Raw genomic sequence first — 17,174 nt, forward strand, 5'->3', positions numbered from 1 at the left:
TATATGTTGAGCGACTACTGGATATTCTTTAACTCACGTTTTATCACAGCTATGAATCAATTCAGCTGTGGAGAAATTCCGAAGATTGTTGTAGCTTGATTTTTAGCGCAATGAAGTTGCGTGCCATTTTATTGTGCGCGCTGTGCGTGCCAAAAAGATATTCTTATATCATGCAGCTTTTAGAAGGAAATTTACCATAACTATTTAATAATAAAATGTAATAAATTGATAATTTCAATGCCTTCGTATTTCTCTAGCTTTAAATAATCTGTTGTAATTATGCTGTGATAGGACTTTCGAATCGTTGTTTGCAATGCACATAATTTCGAGAAAGAAATTTTGACCGCGATGCACTAAATAGAGAATTTAGTCATTTAAGATTGTTTTTCACAATTCTTATAATATTTAGTAAGAATTATCGCAAAACCTTATGTTGTTCTTCCTTAGGGCGTGTTGACATATCATTTTAGCCATTCAAAAGAAGCAACAATAGCGAAGAATGAGGCGAAGCGAGAAGCCAACTTATCATAGCGTGTTGCAATTCGTCTGAATTGTTTGATTCTCGCAAAAAAACGTTCGATTACATTGCGGTTGCGATACTGAAAAGCATCAATTTCTCTTGGCTCTTTCCGGTTCGATTTTGACGGGATCACAACCTTCGCATTTCTCTCTTGAATGCGCGCAATCAAAGCATTGGCATCATAAGCTTTGTCTGCCAGTACTGCTCCTGGCTGTAGGTCTTTGAGTAATGCCTCTGCTTGCGTCACATCATGACAATGACCCCCAGTAAGCAGGAAACGGGCTGCTTGCCCCAAGCCTTCCACACATACATGAATTTTAGTAGTCAATCCCCCGCGAGAACGGCCAAGAGCTTGCTCTCCTTTTTTTTGGCTGCGCCCGCTGCGTGTTGGTGTGCTCTCACCACTGTGCTATCAAGGTACACCTCTTCAAAATCAGCTTCTTCTCGCAACACAGAAAAAATACTTTGCCAACTATCTCGTTCAGACCACCGCGCAAAGCGCGTATAGACCGTGTTCCAGTAGCCAAACTCAACCGGCAAATCTCGCCACGGACTACCTGTGCGGGCTATCCACAACACTGCTTCAATAAACAGCCTGTCATTTCCACCAGCCCTGCCTCCGCCTCCTGTTCGTCCAGGCAACAGCCTCTCTATTCTTGCCCATTGATCGTCACGCAACAACATTCTCGACATCCTTGATTCGCCCAAATTCAAGGATGTAAACACATTTTCGGAAAAGTTAACAGCCCTCATGCAAAATAGATATGTCAACACGCCCAGGCTAATAAACTGAAAAGAAAAAATATGGGACCGACCAAGATCATGATCATCCGCCATGCAGAAAAGCCTGGCACTTATGGCGGCAGCGAATACGGCGGCATTAATTTGCTGGGGGCCAGCGATAACGAGTCCTTGATTACGCTGGGCTGGGAAAGAGCAGGTGGTATCGCCAGTTTGTTTAACCCTACCAATGGTCAGTTTCAGAATGCAGAACTGGCTGTGCCCAATTTCATATACGCGTCCAGTCCTGCGACTGCTGGTGGCAAGGAGCCTAGCCAGAGACCGTATCAGACTATCTCTGCACTGGCTGCCAGGTTGAACCTGACGCCAAATACTTCTTTCGACAAAGATCACTATAAACACAGCGATGGCATGGTCGCCAGTGTGTTGGCGCAATCGGGCACGGTGCTCATCTCCTGGCAGCATGAGGACATCTGGCAAGGGCCAGGTCAGGATTCGGTGCTGAACGAATTGCTCAAAAAGACAGGCACGGCCAACTTCTCGAATTTACCAACGCAGCCTTGGCCCGGATCCCGTTACGACATGGTGTTTGTGCTCGACAGGCCAAGTGGCGCGGGTGTGTTTACTGCTTTCACCCAGGTGCCGCAAATGCTGCTTGCGGGCGATAGTATTGCACCGTTTAAATAGCCTGGTTTGTTATGCAGCTTGTTACAGCCAGCCTGCGTCGCTGGCTATCCTGTAAGCTTCGCCGCGGTTCCTGACATGCATCTTGCTGATGGCATCTGACAGGTAATTGCGTACCGTACCTTCTGATAAATGGATTTGCCTGGCGATGTCGGCATTGCCTGCGCCTGAGCCCGCCAGGCGCAATACCTGGCGCTCGCGTTCTGACAAGGGGTCGTGAGGGCCGTTCCAGCCTTCCATGGCGAGTTCAGGCGCAATCACACGGCCACCTGCCTGCACCGTGCGTATCGCTGCTGCCAGGCAGTCTGAGGGGGAATCTTTGAGCATATAGCCGCGCACACCACTGGCGGTGGCGCGGCGCAAGTAACCGGCGCGGGCGAAGGCGGTCAGCATGATGACTTTGCAAGGCAGCTTTTGCTCAGCAATGCTGGCTGCCAGTTCCAGACCCGTCATGACCGGCATTTCTATATCTGTCAATAAGATGTCGGGGCATTCTTGCTGGCAGGCCTCGAGCGCCTGCTGGCCATTTTTTACCAGCGAGATGACTTGCATGTCAGGTTCAAAGCGCAACAGGGCAGCCAGTGCGCCGGATACCAGTGCATGGTCTTCGGCTATCATGATGCGTATCATGCCGTGCCTTTGAGAGGCAGTGAAATTGTTATACTCAGGCCATTTGCCTGATGGATATTGATGCTGCCTTGCAGAGCGTGTGTGCGCTCTGCCATGCCGCTTAAGCCGCAGCCTTTTCTGATGGCTCTGTTAGCCTGGACCGTGCCGTCATCCGCGATGGTGAGTCTGATATTTTTTGAATCCGACGACAGGGTGATCTTGCATTTGCTCGCCCTGGCATGACGGATAATATTGGTGACCGCTTCACGCAAAGCAAGTGCGATGACATTTTCCAATGACGGCGGTATGCTGCATTGTTCTATCAGGGCAGTCATGTTGACATTGGCTGCCTGCAAGGCTGTCTTTGCTGTAGCTAATTCCGCGTTCAAACTGCTCGTGCAGTTGTTACGAACTGTGCTACGAACTTCTCTCAGGATATTGCGTGCACTGTGCTCTATGGCTATCAATTCATGGGAACAGGCACCCAGATCAGTGTTGATCAGTTTGCGCGCCAGGTCAGCCTTCAATACGATTACGGACAAGGTATGGCCAAGCACATCATGGATATCGCGCGAAATTCTCTCGCGTTCAGCGAGACGTGCCTGGTTGGCGATCTCTTCGCGCTGCATGATTATTTGGTCGTCAGTGCGGCGATACTTTTCGAGCAGGATAGCTACGAGGGCAACCGGCAGGCAAAACAGCAATGCTGGCAAAAGAAATTCAGATGGTAATTCAAGGCTGGCATTTGCCATCAACAAAATTGCGTACACCATGGACAGGGCGGTGCAGGCAGCGCGGGTATTTTTCAACCGCTGGCACATACCCGCACCTAGCATGACAAATGCGGCGGCACCTGCATTGTAAGGTGCCCATATTATGCCTGTCATGGTGGCGGTGATAATGCAGGCAAACAGGCGCTTATCATTAACCTGCAAGCTGTATTCAAACAAGATGACAAAGCCAGCCAGTGTCGCAATGACCATCATCAGCTCAGTTGCAGATGGGATGGCGCTTGTATATTTCAATAAAAAGAAAGCAGGCAGGATCAGCCAGAAAAAGGCTGAAGATTTGCTCTTGTCGGCCATGACCCCAGTATCGTTCACCTCATTCTCCGCAAGCGGCAAAGACACCGCTTGAGCAGGACTATGATTGCTGCTTGCTTTAAATCCTGGGTTAACTTTGGCTGGCTTCACTTTGGCATTCCTTTTAAAGCAAATAAAACTGGCTCAGGCTGCGACGGTGGCGCGTGAGGCAGTGATCATGACATTGGCCATCACACCATATACGGTGGCCCAGGCATCCCTGGTTTCGCTGGTGAAGCGGTCGCCCAGGCCTTGTCCCAGTGTTTTCAGTAATGCAGCACCAACTGTCTGATAGTGTGATTCCTTGACACCGTAACCGTCATGGCGCACAGCCAGGCCCTGCAGTACCGGCACCAGATTATCCAGGTCATTGAGCTTGCCAACCGCAGCGCCTATCATCTGCATGAGTTTTTTACCTTGCTCTGTCATGTCACCGCGGAACATGGGTTTCAGTGATGGGTCGTCTGCAAACAGGTTTTGATAAAACAGGGCGGCAGCCTGCGGGGCTATCGTTGCCACTTGTTTCCACGAGTCTTGTACGAGTGTGACAGTGTGTTGATTCATTGTAATTCTCCGGTTGAAATGATAGTTTGGATTTGCTGAGAGTCTGTCTAGCCTGCCGTGGCAGCCTTGCTTTGGTACATCTGCAAGTCAGCAGCTTGCAGCCAGGCCTTGGGCGGGCCCTGGGATGTATTCACTTCAGCAAAACCAAGTGCAAATTCCAGTGGAATCGCTACCTGTTCTTGCGATAAATTTATTTGTAAGACAGGCGTTGCCTGTAACAGCTTATTGACAATATTCTGTGTTTCCTGCGCATTGGTGTGTGGCAAAATCACGGCGAATTCATCACCACCGAGACGCCCCAGTATGTCGGTGGAACGCAAATTGTTTTGCAGGTAAACAGCAACCAGTTTCAAGGCCTTGTCGCCCGCTTCATGGCCATAATTGTCATTGATCTGTTTAAAGCGGTTCATGTCCAGCACGACCAGTGTGGTTGGTACTGCATAACGTACCCATCTGTCCCAGGCTGTATTCAACTCTGCGATAAAACCACGGCGGTTTAATAGACCGGTCAATATGTCGGTGCGGTTTTCAATTTCCAGATCAGAAATAAAGCGCTTGAGGCGCGAAATTTCTTCCAGCAGTGCCGCACTATTTTTGCTGTCATCAGTATCGCAGCGTGCAAATTCTTTGTCATCGAAAACGGGTGTTGCACAATGCACTTGTGGTGCATGTTTTTTATAATTTAATCTTTGCGTAGCTTGCATACAATTTCTTTTCATAAGCGATGAATGATGACCTGGCTAGTGGACTGTAACAGTGAAATCGAGAGTGAAGGAAATGTGCCCGGCGCATCATGGCAGGCACTCCGATTTTCACTGTTACAGTTCACTAGTATTGGCTAATGGCCGGTTCATTGTTAGATACAAGGCTGTGCTTTCCGCATGAATACAAGAAATTTTCAGAAAGTACGGCGCGTTCAGGGATTCTTCAGTAGTGTCTGATCATGCCCTGGCATGGGAAGAAGTATGTGTCAGACAGTCTTTTTCGAATAGATACAAGCAGTGCTCTAATCGATAGGTACAAAATAAAAAAGCAGTTGATCTGAGTTTTTTTAAACTGCTTTACTCTTAATAAAAACCACGCAGATAAAAACAGAATGCCGTCAATGACTGGCGCAGCGAATCGGTCAGCGGTATCGACGTATTCACGCACACGCCATTCGAGACCAGGGCAATCTGCGGTGTATCGGCTTCGTCCAGCAAGGGCCAGTTGGCGCGGATTTGAGTCTGTATTTCTTCTGTGCTGATCTTGCCTGGCAGTGGCAGCCAGTAGCTATAGCCGCCGGGCATATCTGCGAGTTTGACGGTATTGCCCAACACCAGGCGCAGTATGGACAGGTACTCGCCGCTTCGTGATTTTAATTGCTGGCGGTATTTGCGCAAGTGTGGCACGTGGCTGCCCTGTGCCAGGAATTCTGCGAGCACAAGCTGCGATAATTCATTGACGCTGCTGGCGGATGCGCTTTTCAGATATTCGATACGTTCACGCCAGCTACCGGCGGCCAGCCAGCCTATGCGCAAGCCGGGTGCCAGGGTTTTGGAGCAAGAGTTGACGTAGATGACCTTGCCTTTGAGATCAAAGGATTTCAGTGTCAGTGGTCGTGCACCATCGTGCTGCAGGTCGCCATAGACATCATCTTCTATGATGGTGACGCCATGCTTTTCTGCCAGCCTCAAAAGATTACGCTTCACTGGCAAGGGCATCAGTGCGCCAGTAGGGAAATGGTAATTGGCGACCAGTAAAAAAACCTTGGGCGGGTCTTCACCTTCCAGTATCGCCTGCACCTCAGCCAGAAATTCTGGCGCATCCACGCTGCTGTGCACGGTCACCGGTGTCAGGGTGAAGGTTTCCAGCAGGCGGCTATACAAGACGCTGACGGGAGCCTGCACCAATACCTTGCTGCCAGCCTCGCTGGTTGCACGCAAGGCCAGTAACAGGGCCTCTGTCGCACCCTGCGTCACGATCAATTCATCTTCCTTGAGGAAGCAGCCATTTTCTGCACTGCGCTTGGCCAACTCCGCACGCAGACGCGGGTGGCCATAAGCCTGGGCATGACGGGTTGATAAAAAAGGATGGCGGCGTATCACGCTGCCCAACAGGCTTTGCCAGCGCCGCTCAGGGAAAAGGTCTTCTGCCGGGCCCCATTTGAGTACATTGGCAGACATGTTTTGCAAATCTGCCTGGGTATGCGGGGCAGTGGCTGTTGTTTCTTTTTTTGCTGGCGGTTTAACAAAATAACCAGCCTTGCCACGCGGTTCAACCAGCCCTTTTTCTTCCAGAGTGTGCAGGGCATTAGTCACAGTGGCGAGACTAAGCTGGTGTTGTTGCATGAGTTCACGCACGGAAGGCAGGCGTGCATTGGCCGCCAATTTTTTGCTTAATATCGCATCAGCCAAATCATCCGCCAATATTTGATACTTGTTCTTTGTCACAAAAAATCCTCAATTTTGCAAGAATTTACCAGGCTGCATGCTGATGTCCTAAGGGGAGGGCGGCAATGGAGTCTGATTGAGACTGAATGAGTTTGAATGAATCGCGCTGCAATATTGCCTACAATAGTTATAACATACCGGGTAGGGGATTACGTATCAAATAGTGGCTTTTGACGGGCATACTGAAGTATGTACTTGTGGACTGTAACAGTGGAATCGGAGTGCCTGCCATGTGCGCGACGATCATGGCTGCGTTGCAAATACTCGCGATAGCCCCGCTATCGCTGTGTTTTGCGTCTTGCCCTGATGAGTCGGGCACATGTCCTTCACTTTCGATTCCACTGTTACAGTCCACTAACCCGCTCTGGAGTGATGCTTTCTTCTATATCTGTGACGATAAGGGATATACTAAGCAGCAGGCCCATTTCAAATTCCGCAGCTTGTTATCCATAAAAGCAAGAACTCCAATAATGACTAAAGCACCAGCAGAAAAACCGGCAAAATCAACCCTGTCTTCCCGCGCACCAAATAAAGCCCAGCTTGCAGCGGCTGAGCAATGGTTGATGACGATTCAAGACGATATTGCGGGGCTCATCACGTCAGGTTGGGAGGTGGCAATTGCGGCTCCTGGTGACCTGGCCGTTGATTTTTACCGCAACCTGTTTGCCGCCGCGCCTGCAGTGATTGAATTATTTTCTGGTGACATGACAGAGCAACAGGGCCGCCTGACCCACACGCTGGAAGAAACCGTGGCGCTGGTGCATCAGCCTGAGCATCTGTTGCTGCTATTGCACGCATCCGGCGTGCGGCATCACCACTACCAGGTACAGCAGGCTTATTTTGGCGTGATGCGCAATGTCTTGATTGATACTCTGGCGACCCGCGGCGGTGCCGGGTTTACAACTGCACATCGCGTTGCCTGGGAAGGATTGTTTGATAACATGGCGACTGTCATGCAACATGGCATGGCCAGTGCTGCAAAAAATTAATTGCGAGCTATTGCCGCATGATCAGCTGTCTTTATGAGGCTGCCTTGATACGTTCGCCTGCATTGTATTGCCCGTTTTTATCTGTTGCATCGACCTTGCCATCGAAGCGTTCAAGCATGGCAAAGCTGGGCGCATCTGCAGCTTTGATCAATTTTCCATAATAGAAAACCTGGCGCGAAGTTTTTGCATATCCCATCGCCAGATACTGCAATGAGGCAGCATCTTCTTTACTGATGACATCGCCATGGTAATAGGCTTTAATGCCATCAAGCGCATAGCCTTGTTCTACCACTTTGAAGTTATCGTAGCTGACGCCTTTGAGGCTTCCGCCTATGGTAAAGCCATCGACGTAATAAATCTTTGTGCGGTCTTTGGCGTAGTGGGCATCAAGTGGTGTGAAGCTAAGTCCGTCACTGCCTGCAATTTCATTCTCTCGGTAATAGCCGCGCAATTTGTCTTTGGCGAAAAAGTGATCCAGCAGCACGAAACTGTCTATATCTTGCACTGGTACTACCTTGTCCTGCCTGAACAGATGTGATTTATCCCTGGCAAGATAGCCATCGCTCATCATGCGGAAACTGGCCGGGTCAGCATCCCGTATTTTTTTGATGACCGTGCGTTTGATGCTCCAGTATTCTTTGCTGTCGCGCTCGGTATCGCAAAAAAATACCATGGACTTGTCCTTGGCATAGTATTTACTCAGTATCTGAAAACTGGCACTGTCGCTGGCATCATTGCCGTTAAAAATCGGCGTGCCACGGTAATAGACATAATGCGCATCCTTGGCAAAATAGTCGTCTATGGGCGTGAAGTTGATGAGCGCATGCTGGCTGTCAATGACCACACCGTCGTAATGCCACTTGCCTTTCTTTTTGTAATAGGCGGATTCGTTACCGCAGCCAAACAGGAAAGAGATGATGCCCATGAGTATGACCCAGGGTGGATATTTTTTGAGTTGCCCTAGCATCTGCCTGAACCCGGATTCGTCATCTTGCTCAGATAGCTTGCGTACTTTGCCAGGCTGGCGAAACTGACGATGTCAGATGTATTTTCATTGACAACCGAAGCCTGCAATTGTGCATACACTGTGTCAGGATCAATCTGGCAGCGGTAGCGAAAAAACAGATTCGGTTGCTGGCCTGCAAAGTGCTGTGCCAGCTCTGCCGATGCATCTATCATGATACGGGGCTCCTGCCATTGCTGGGCCAGCACACCTATTGCCTTGATATGGCTTCCTGAGGATTCTATGACCCAGGTCGCCTTGCCACCGCTGATGGATGGCAAAAATTTTGCCATGCGGATTTGTTCGAGCAAGCCAGCCAGGCTGGTGTTGGCAGGGACGGCAATGTTTTCTGCATGCGACACGGTGTCGTCGCCCGCATGCACGCTGTCCCTGTCTATACGTATGAGCAGCATGGCGTGTTCTGTGTGCTTGCGCGACTTGTTACGCCAGCCATAGGCCAGACCCAGGACAGCGAGACATGTTACCCAGAATGCCCAGTCAGACATCGTTTTCTCCTTGTCTAATGAGTATTGATTGACGATGCCTGATCCCGGCAATATGCATCAGAAGGCTGCAGAGACGCCGTCAATGCGATCCAGGCGGATGACGATGCGGCTGGCCTGCTGGTTGCGGCCTATCACATATTTCTCTTCCAGGGCTGTGACCACCATGGCGACATTGGTGCCGCTGGCATGCACGGTAACACCCTTGTTTTTCTCTTTACTTTCCAGCAGGGTGGCACGGAGAGTGTCTTTTTCGCTGGCAGACGCCGGGTCGGCAGCGCCAGCACTGCCAGTAGCGATGACGGACGTAATCACCAGTGCCTGTATCAGGTGGGTCAGTTTCAGGCAGTTCAGTTTGATCATGATGTGTCTCTTTCTTGATTGGTTGATATAGCTTGAATGAAAGTCTGGCAAGTTTGCACCTGGCATGTCGTTAGTGATAGATACAAGTCCTGGTCTAGTGGATAGATACAAGTGAAATACAAGCCAACAAGGAAATTTTCTTTCATACCTCTTTTTCATGAAACTGCAAATCAGTTCGCCTGTGGCAAGCCTGACTTGCCAGAGAGAGTCTTTCACAGACTGGGGCAGAACTCAATATGCTTAATGTCATATAAAAAACTGACAAGCGACACTTACTTTATAAATGCAGGCTTGTGATGATGTTTGCCAGATTTGATATCTGTATCTTTGTTTTTTATTGCGACAGCGTGCATTTTCATGTGTTCATGTCGCTTCGTCAGGAGGAATAGCATGAAACTGCATCAAAAACTGAGCAGGGCACTGGCCTTTGGCTTTTGTCTGGCCATCACTTCGGTGACCATCGTCTCGCTGTCTGTACCGACGGCAAATGCGGCGACAACCCCGGCACGCATAGGTTTCTCCTCCAAAACCGTGGGTTATGAGGCCAGCAATGCGCGCAATGCCGGTTCCACAGAATATGCGCTCATTGAATTCATCACCGAGACCGGTGTGACAGACGCGTCGGTACCGATCACGGTGAGCAGCAGTAACCCATCACTGATGACAGTCAGCAAGCTCGCCGTCGCCAATGCCCTGGGCAATTATGTGCTGACCGTGCCGGCCAACGCACCATCAGGCAGCGCCACCGTTACGGCCAGCGCGACTGTGGCGGGTGTGGTGTATTCCCGTTCGCGGGTGTTTGTGATTACGGCGGCAGGTACAAGCATACAGCCTGTGAGCGGTTCGTCCACCATCACCAGGGCGACCACACCGACCATGAATGCCGACCAGTCTGCCTGTGCGGCCATCAATTACTATGATGTGGGCGTGGGCAAGACCTACACTGCCCTGGGCCAGCTACCCTGGAGCCAGTTGAAAGGCTGTGACACGGTCAGAATTTATGCCAAGCCTGGCAACCTGCCCTACCATGAAATGATCTTGATTTCAGCAGGTACCAATCTGGCACCAACTGCACCCGATAAATTCATGCGTGTGATCGGTGTGCCTGATTCTGTGACTGGTGCGCGCCCCATCATCGATGGTGCACCAGATGCCCAGGGCAAGCTGGCAACGCAACTGGAAACATTGCCAGGCCAGGCTGCCCGCACCCTGCAATATCATGACAATGCCAGCGCTACCCGGGTGCTGTACAAACTGGGCCTGGTCATGGTGGGGCCGCAGGCTGGCTACAACTACAATCATGGCCCTGCAGGTTATATCAGTATCGAAAACCTGGATATCCGCAATTCCGTGTATGGTAATTCTTTCTCTGATGCGCTGGGCAAGAAGACCGATAGCTATGCTGCTTTTGGCACCTGCCTGTTTGTCGAAGCTGCAGCACATCTGGTAGTGAAAAATAATGTCATGCACAATTGCGGCAACGGCCTGTTCATTAATTCCAAAAACGGTACGTTGGTGGAGTTGTCGCAAGATGTACTGATCGAGGCCAATACTTTCTACAACAACGGCAATGCACCTGTTGCCAATGTGACTAACGGCTACTCCGAACACAATAGCTATACTGAAGCACGCGATATCATTTTCCAGTACAACTATTTTGGTGACGTGCGCCCCGGTGCTTTTGGTGATTGTTTGAAAGACCGCTCATCTGGCCTGATTGTGCGTTACAACACTTTTGCGTCGAGCTGTGGTCTGCAACTGCACCTGATGGACTCTACCGGCGGCAACGCACTTATCTACGGTGAACCAAACTATGCATCGACCTATGTCTATGGCAATCTGTTTGATCTGACGCCAGGCAGCAATAACACCAACCTCGTCAATTATGGTGGTGACAGTGGCTTGACTGCAAACTACCGTCAGGGCACCCTGTTCTTCTACAATAATACGATGGTGGTAAGGGGAGACGCTACCCATGGCATTTATCCTGAGACACTGATGTTTAATCTGGGCATGCCCAATGCTGTTGCCGATGTCAGGAATAATCTGTTCTATGCACTGCCTGTCACAGCGGGGTCGCCAGGTAAAGTGCAAGCCATGGCACTGGGCAAGGGTACCGTCAATATGACGAATAACTGGGTCTCACCTAATGCTGCGCAGTATTGGGTAGGGCACCTGACAGGCGCAGTCGTGAACGGCTGGAACACCAATCTGGGTGGCAATAATAATCCGGTATTGGCGAACGTGGCACTGCATGATTATCGCCCGGCTCTTGGTTCACCCCTGATCAATGCGGGCAATGGATTGGGTAATCTCACATCCAGCTTGCTGCCAGTGGCACAACCTGGTGCGGTGATCTTGCGCAAGCAGGATGGCATGATAGACATTGGTGCGTTTGAATTTTGATGAGGCGATGATTCAGTCATCGTCGATATTGCAGATGTAAAAAAGCCCGCTGCTTGCATGACGATTAATGCAAGCAGCGGGCTTTTATCTTGCGCTTGTTCTATGAACAGGTCGTTACTGGATTGCCGCAATATGATCCAGGCGGCATCCATCCTTTCGCGCTTTGATATTGTATCTCCAGCCATTCGCCATGACAGCTTTGTACTGATGCTCCTGCCTCTGCAGGGATTTTTCCTGTCATCGCGCTCTGTGCCATCGGGCTGGCACGCAGGCTGACGCCTGTGCGTGCATTGATACCGGTCAGGGGCGCGTATACCCAGCCTTCTCCTTTGAAATATACTTCGCCGGCCACGCCGCTGACCTGGCGAACCCGCAGCCATTTTCCGGCAGAGCCTGTGATTTCCATTTGTGAATCACTGTCTTTGATGTTGGCCAACACCTTGTGTTCAGAACCCGGGCCGCTGCGGATATTGCTGCCACCGGCGTCAGGGTCAATGGAAAAAACTTTGAGCTTGCATGCAGTCACTTCAGGCTCGGCATGCGCCACATTGCTGTACAGCGCGCTGCTCATGAGCAGTAAACTGCAAAAACAGCAGGCGCTAGTTTTGGATAGGGAGAGTGGCGTATTCATAGTCACCGCAATTGGGTGTAAAGGTATTAAGTGGATGGAAAACCAGCGCGAAAAGTCTAGCATGCTTTACTCAAGGCCAGACAGGAATTGCAGCAGATAAGACAATTGAATTGGGTTCTTGCTCTTCAAAGAGTGAAACAGTAGGTAATCGCTGCTATGCCAGTGTTTTTATTGATGACAGTTTATACTATGCATCATCCCCCTTCAAAAATAGATGCCTGCGCAATGACTACTTCCACGACCCAGAAAAAAACTGTCCTGCAAGCCACTGATCTTACTTTTCAATATCCCGACCATTCTTTGTTCACCAACTGGTCGTATGATATACCCGCAGGTATTACGCTGGTGCTCGGTGGTGATGGCCGGGGCAAGACCAGTTTGCTGCAATTGCTGGCAGGTGAATTAACTGTGCAAAGCGGGCAATTGCAGATAGAGGATGTGGCCTTGTCTGCGCAGCCTGATGTATACCGCAGCCAGGTATTCTGGGTAGACCCGCGTACGGATGTTTATGATCAGATGCCTGTACCGGACTATTTCGCTCTCGTGCGCAAGGCATACCCCGGTTTTGATGATGCGGTATTGGCACAAGCCATAGAGGGTCTTGGTTTGACACCGCATATCAACAAGCAGATGTTCATGTTATCGACAGGCAGCAAGCGCAAGGCCTGGCTGGCGGCAGCTTTTGCTGCCGGTGCGACCATCAGTTTGTTGGATGATCCTTTTGCAGCACTGGACAAGTCATCGATAGAATTTATCACAGCCATGCTGAACCAGCTTGCCGCGGATGCAGCCAGGGCCTGGGTGCTGGCAATGTATGTGAGGCCGCAAGGCCTGGCCTTGTCTGGCGTGATAGATTTAGGTGACTGAGCTCAGTGCGCTGCATTCGGATAGCTCACAATAATGCTCAGGGCTTCTGCCCCCGTTTGTTTGATACCCACTACTGCGCCCTTGTATAAGTAGGCGGCCATGCCCGCTTTCAGGGGCGCAGTCTTGCCATCTGAGGTCACGCTGCCTGTGCCAGAGAGCACATAATAAACTTCGTCATGCGCGATAGGGTGCAAACCTATTTCTGCACCAGGGTGCAGTATGCGTTTCCTGAATTCCATGCTGCGCGGTGCAGGTGCTGCATCGCTGATGCGGTAAGCTGTGGACATGCCTATCGCTCCGTGGGGCGGTGGCTCATCGCGTTTGACTTCTTCCTCATTGATGATGCTCATGGCGGGGGCAGTATCCGCTGCTGCGGCCATGCATGTATTGCTGTTTGCCAGCAGCGTGCAGCAAAATGAGGTGAGTGTTATTTTCATTGATACCCCTGGCTATGTGTTTTGATTTCCTGCGCTGGCAAATTCTGCTACCAGCAAGTCTATGAACAGGCGTGTGCGTAGAGGCAAATAGTGGCGCGATGGATACATGACTTGTATCGGTGCGCTGATATCTGTCCACTCCGGTAAAACTTCAAGCAACTGGCCGCTTTTAAGGGCCGCTGCCATGTCCCAGCAAGAACGCCTGACCAGACCCAGACCTGCACATGCCCAGTCATGGGCCTGTTCGCCATTATCGGTCAGCCAGTTGCCGCGTACCCTGATTGTTTGTTCTTCGCCGGATGTGCTCGAATGAAAATGCCAGTCTGCGTGCATGGCTGACGATGGCTGCATGAGTATGCAATTGTGCTGCAACAAGTCGGCCGGTACATTGGGTTTGCCATGCCTGGCGAGATAGGCCGGGGCAGCGCAAACGATGCGCCTGTTGTCTGCCAGTGTGCGCGCAAGCAGGCGTGAGTCAGTATTGGCCCCTATCCTGATGGCGCAATCGAAACCGGATGCGACGAGATCAATGAGCTGGTCGCTGAGCGACAGTTGCACCTGCAGCCCGGGATACTGGCCTGCAAATTTTGCCAGTGCCGGGCCTATATAGTGTCTGCCCAGTGCAACCGGTGAAGATACCCTGAGCAGGCCACGCGGCTCAGTCTGGCCTTGGCCCAGTTCAGCTTCTGCATTGGCAACATCCAGCAAGATGGCCTGGCAGCGCTCGAAATATAGCGCCCCTTCTTCGGTCAGGCTCAGGTGGCGTGAACTGCGTTGCAGCAGGCGCGTGCCCAGGGCAGCTTCCAGCCGGCTCATGCGTTTGCTGCCTACGGCTGGTGAAAAGCCGAGTTCACGACCCGCAGCAGACAGGCTGCCACTCAGCACAGCCTGGACAAATAGTTTCATATCGGCCAGTTCTATCATGGACAAATACCTTATCTTTTCAAAATTGGAATAGATGCATTGATTATTAAGTCTATTTTCAATTAATTGGAATGGTAGCACAGTAGTGTCCAGGCGAATTTCGCTTTACAACTCATTTAACCAGTAATGAAAGGAAGTATCATGCATGCCAAATTTTTAGCAGGTCTTAGTCTATTATTAAGTATTGATGCTTATGCAAGCGCAGCTTATGCGCAAGACTACTTGCCAGTACCGCGTAACATCGTTGCCGACAAGTCCATCCCGGCTGCGCAGCAGCAAAACATGGCACTGGCGGCACGGCGTTACTATGCTTTCTGGAATACCGGTGACGGGCAGTTTGCACAAGCGGCGCTGGCAGATAATTTCATGGACAGGAATTTGCCAGCTGGCCGGCCACAAGGTCCTCAGGGCGCCTTGTTTGCCTCAAAAAATTTTCGTGCAGCCGTACCTGACCTGAAGCTGGATGTGGAAGAGATGATGCTGGTCGGTGACCGTGTCGTAGGTCGCCTGCATTTTACCGGTCACTTTAGCGGCAGCTTCCATGGCCAGCAAGGCGATGGCCGCAAGGTCGATTTCATCGCGACAGATATTTACCGCATAGCTGATGGCCGCATTGCCGAGAATTGGCATCTGGAAGATAACCTGACTTTGTTGCAGCAACTGGGCATCATCAAAAATTAATAGAGAGAGTTCACAATGACAAACAAAATCACTCTGCCTGATGGGCAGTTCTGGCCAGATGGCATACGTATGGTGGTCTCTGTTTCCATGCAGTTTGAAGCCGGTGCGCAATCAGAGCATCAGAATGGTTCACCTTTTCCTGCCATGGCAGATACCAGCCTGCCTGATTTGCCAGCCCGCACCTGGTTTGAATATGGTGCACGTGAAGGTATACCGCGCATGCTGGATCTGTGGGACAAATTCAAGATACCCGTGACTTCACATATGGTCGGGCAGGCGGTATTGCAAAGGCCGGAGCTTGCCAGGGAGATCGTGCAACGCGGTCATGAAGCGGCAGCGCATGGGCATAGCTGGACGCCGCACTGGACCATGACTGAGGCAGAAGAGCGCGCATCGTATATCGCCAATATCGCAGCGATAGAACAGGCGACTGGCACACGGCCTGTTGGTTTTAATGCCTTCTGGCTACGTGGCACGCCGCGCACCCTGGGGATATTGCAGTCACTGGGTTTTACTTATCACATTGATGATCTCAGTGCCGATGAACCGATGACGACCACAGTCAATGACCGCGCTTTTGCGATTGTGCCTTACACCTTGCGCAATAACGACATTGCTCGCTTTGGGGCTGAGGGGCCATTGACGGCGCAGGCTTTTGCTCAGGAGTTGCGTGATGAATTTGATCAGTTGTATATGGAGTCAGGATACAGGCGGCGCATGATGTCGGTCTCTCTGCATGACCGCATAGGTGGTACTCCGGCGCGTGTCAAAATGCTAGGGGAGTTTTTGCAGTATGCCCTGCAACATCCTGGCGTGGTCTTCATGCGCAAGGACAAAATAGCTGAGCTGGCACTGAGTATGCCGGATGTGCCTGTGAAGTAATTGAGGACCAGCTGGGAAGGGGCGATGCTGTGTGTAAAAAGCATCACCCCGTCAAAAGCTGTTGTGTGGCAGAGTCAATCTCTGGTTTATACACCGCCAAAAAAGCGTACCCATTTCGATACTTCATCGTCCGGGCCTACACTGCGCTCGGTGCAGATGTTTCTCCGGCCTGCGCCATTGTCTTTTAGCTCACCGGTATCGGTGATGTAATACGCAGTGCGATACCACTCTTCTTCATTCTTGAAGTTGGGTTTGTGGATGATCATGGTTTGTATCATGGTCGGCATGACTTTGCCTTCCTTGGTTTTGCAATTCCATTTGACTGCTGAGCCTGTGTCATCACCTTTGATGCCTACCACCTGGTTGCCGCTGAATTGCTGCCAGCGTATCTGGTAAGTCACATAGGGCAGTTTGCTGGCAACGGCCTTGAATTCAGGGTTATCTTTGTTCGCGGGCACGGTATCGACGACAACCAGCAAGATCTCGACATTGCGTTTGAAGGGCATCTTGCGGTAGTTCGGACTTTCCCTGACCCAGTATGAGACAAAATAATTGCCTGCCTTCGCTTCATAGACTTTGCGCAATGATTTATCCGTGAACAGCGCCTCGCGTGATTCCAGCACCAGTTTATAGCCAAGCTGTTCACCTCTGACATTGATGGCAGCGTAGGCAAATTCACGGTATTTCTTGTCAACTGCCATGCGGCTGTATATAGGGCTGTCGGCGCGCTGGGTGATGACATCGGCCTTCTGGTCCATACTCGGCAGATCGGTCCAGATTTGTGCTTGTGCTGCAGCACTGAGACCGCAAAGGGCAAGGCTGATTAACTGATGTGAAATTTTCATTCTGTATCTAT

Annotated in this window: 19 protein-coding genes; 6 read left to right on the plus strand and 13 right to left on the minus strand. The window is 50.8% G+C overall.

Annotation, left to right across the window (positions count from 1 at the left end):
• Positions 1-461: 461 nt before the first annotated feature.
• Positions 462-1,213 (minus strand): IS5 family transposase gene (locus tag UNDKW_RS01040; RefSeq protein WP_370529156.1). Its coding sequence is split into 2 segments (ribosomal slippage): positions 462-883 and positions 883-1,213, totalling 753 coding nucleotides; the frame shifts between segments, so codons are not numbered across the junction.
• A 111-nt stretch (positions 1,214-1,324) separates the two neighbouring features.
• On the opposite strand from UNDKW_RS01040, the gene UNDKW_RS01045 reads away from it, so the two are divergent.
• Positions 1,325-1,948, plus strand: coding sequence for a hypothetical protein (locus tag UNDKW_RS01045; RefSeq protein WP_162057234.1), 624 nt, complete (start codon positions 1,325-1,327; stop codon positions 1,946-1,948).
• A gap of 21 nt (positions 1,949-1,969) precedes the next feature.
• On the opposite strand, the gene UNDKW_RS01050 is transcribed toward UNDKW_RS01045, so the two are convergent.
• The 5 genes from UNDKW_RS01050 to UNDKW_RS01070 all read right to left on the minus strand — a co-directional run bounded on the left by UNDKW_RS01050 (position 1,970) and on the right by UNDKW_RS01070 (position 6,632).
• Positions 1,970-2,575, minus strand: coding sequence for a response regulator transcription factor (locus tag UNDKW_RS01050; RefSeq protein WP_162057235.1), 606 nt, complete (start codon positions 2,573-2,575; stop codon positions 1,970-1,972).
• Positions 2,572-3,657, minus strand: coding sequence for a sensor histidine kinase (locus UNDKW_RS01055; RefSeq protein ID WP_162057236.1), 1,086 nt, complete (start codon positions 3,655-3,657; stop codon positions 2,572-2,574). The genes UNDKW_RS01050 and UNDKW_RS01055 overlap by 4 nt, the downstream gene beginning before the upstream one ends.
• A 123-nt stretch (positions 3,658-3,780) precedes the next feature.
• Entirely contained in the window at positions 3,781-4,200 is a 420-nt protein-coding gene (locus UNDKW_RS01060; protein WP_162057237.1) for a globin family protein, read from the minus strand.
• A gap of 47 nt (positions 4,201-4,247) precedes the next feature.
• Positions 4,248-4,904, minus strand: a complete 657-nt coding sequence (locus UNDKW_RS01065; protein ID WP_162057238.1) for a GGDEF domain-containing protein — start codon at positions 4,902-4,904, stop codon at positions 4,248-4,250.
• Positions 4,905-5,267: 363 nt separating this feature from the next.
• A complete protein-coding gene (locus UNDKW_RS01070; RefSeq protein ID WP_162057239.1) occupies positions 5,268-6,632 on the minus strand; it encodes a PLP-dependent aminotransferase family protein in 1,365 nt (454 codons plus the stop codon).
• A 470-nt stretch (positions 6,633-7,102) separates the two neighbouring features.
• Between UNDKW_RS01070 and UNDKW_RS01075 the strand changes: the two genes are divergently transcribed.
• Positions 7,103-7,621, plus strand: a complete 519-nt coding sequence (locus UNDKW_RS01075) for a globin domain-containing protein (RefSeq protein ID WP_162057240.1) — start codon at positions 7,103-7,105, stop codon at positions 7,619-7,621.
• 31 nt (positions 7,622-7,652) lie between these two features.
• Here the strand turns inward: UNDKW_RS01075 and UNDKW_RS01080 are convergent, their stop codons facing one another.
• From UNDKW_RS01080 to UNDKW_RS01090, 3 genes are read right to left on the minus strand one after another with little or no spacing between them, the layout of a single operon-like run.
• Entirely contained in the window at positions 7,653-8,588 is a 936-nt protein-coding gene (locus UNDKW_RS01080) for a DKNYY domain-containing protein (protein ID WP_162057241.1), read from the minus strand.
• Positions 8,582-9,130: a hypothetical protein gene (locus tag UNDKW_RS30050; RefSeq protein ID WP_197893065.1), complete on the minus strand. Its 549-nt coding sequence runs from the start codon at positions 9,128-9,130 to the stop codon at positions 8,582-8,584. Before UNDKW_RS30050 ends, UNDKW_RS01080 begins: the two co-directional genes overlap by 7 nt.
• Positions 9,131-9,187: 57 nt before the next feature.
• Positions 9,188-9,490 carry a hypothetical protein gene (locus UNDKW_RS01090; protein ID WP_162057242.1) on the minus strand — a complete coding sequence of 101 codons (303 nt, stop codon included), beginning with the start codon at positions 9,488-9,490 and terminating at the stop codon, positions 9,188-9,190.
• Between the two features lie 390 nt (positions 9,491-9,880).
• On the opposite strand from UNDKW_RS01090, the gene UNDKW_RS01095 reads away from it, so the two are divergent.
• Positions 9,881-11,896, plus strand: coding sequence for a hypothetical protein (locus tag UNDKW_RS01095; protein WP_162057243.1), 2,016 nt, complete (start codon positions 9,881-9,883; stop codon positions 11,894-11,896).
• Between the two features lie 100 nt (positions 11,897-11,996).
• Here UNDKW_RS01095 and UNDKW_RS01100 read toward each other — a convergent pair whose 3' ends face one another.
• Positions 11,997-12,467, minus strand: a complete 471-nt coding sequence (locus tag UNDKW_RS01100) for an SH3 domain-containing protein (RefSeq protein ID WP_162057244.1) — start codon at positions 12,465-12,467, stop codon at positions 11,997-11,999.
• A gap of 285 nt (positions 12,468-12,752) precedes the next feature.
• Here UNDKW_RS01100 and UNDKW_RS01105 point away from each other — a divergent pair, with 285 nt between their 5' ends.
• Entirely contained in the window at positions 12,753-13,394 is a 642-nt protein-coding gene (locus UNDKW_RS01105; RefSeq protein ID WP_162057245.1) for an ATP-binding cassette domain-containing protein, read from the plus strand.
• A gap of 2 nt (positions 13,395-13,396) precedes the next feature.
• Here UNDKW_RS01105 and UNDKW_RS01110 read toward each other — a convergent pair whose 3' ends face one another.
• Entirely contained in the window at positions 13,397-13,831 is a 435-nt protein-coding gene (locus UNDKW_RS01110) for a cupin domain-containing protein (protein WP_197893067.1), read from the minus strand.
• 12 nt (positions 13,832-13,843) lie between these two features.
• Positions 13,844-14,755, minus strand: coding sequence for a LysR family transcriptional regulator (locus UNDKW_RS01115; RefSeq protein ID WP_162057246.1), 912 nt, complete (start codon positions 14,753-14,755; stop codon positions 13,844-13,846).
• A 141-nt stretch (positions 14,756-14,896) separates the two neighbouring features.
• On the opposite strand from UNDKW_RS01115, the gene UNDKW_RS01120 reads away from it, so the two are divergent.
• Together UNDKW_RS01120 and UNDKW_RS01125 are read left to right on the plus strand one after the other, a co-directional pair.
• The gene (locus UNDKW_RS01120) at positions 14,897-15,436 is read left to right on the plus strand and encodes an ester cyclase (RefSeq protein WP_174247558.1); all 540 of its coding nucleotides are present in this window, start codon (positions 14,897-14,899) and stop codon (positions 15,434-15,436) included.
• A 15-nt stretch (positions 15,437-15,451) separates the two neighbouring features.
• Entirely contained in the window at positions 15,452-16,318 is an 867-nt protein-coding gene (locus UNDKW_RS01125; protein WP_162057248.1) for a polysaccharide deacetylase family protein, read from the plus strand.
• 86 nt (positions 16,319-16,404) lie between these two features.
• On the opposite strand, the gene UNDKW_RS01130 is transcribed toward UNDKW_RS01125, so the two are convergent.
• Entirely contained in the window at positions 16,405-17,163 is a 759-nt protein-coding gene (locus UNDKW_RS01130) for a hypothetical protein (RefSeq protein WP_162057249.1), read from the minus strand.
• Positions 17,164-17,174 lie beyond the last annotated feature (11 nt).

This window comes from Undibacterium sp. KW1 (genome assembly GCF_009937955.1).
Lineage (GTDB): Bacteria > Pseudomonadota > Gammaproteobacteria > Burkholderiales > Burkholderiaceae_D > Undibacterium.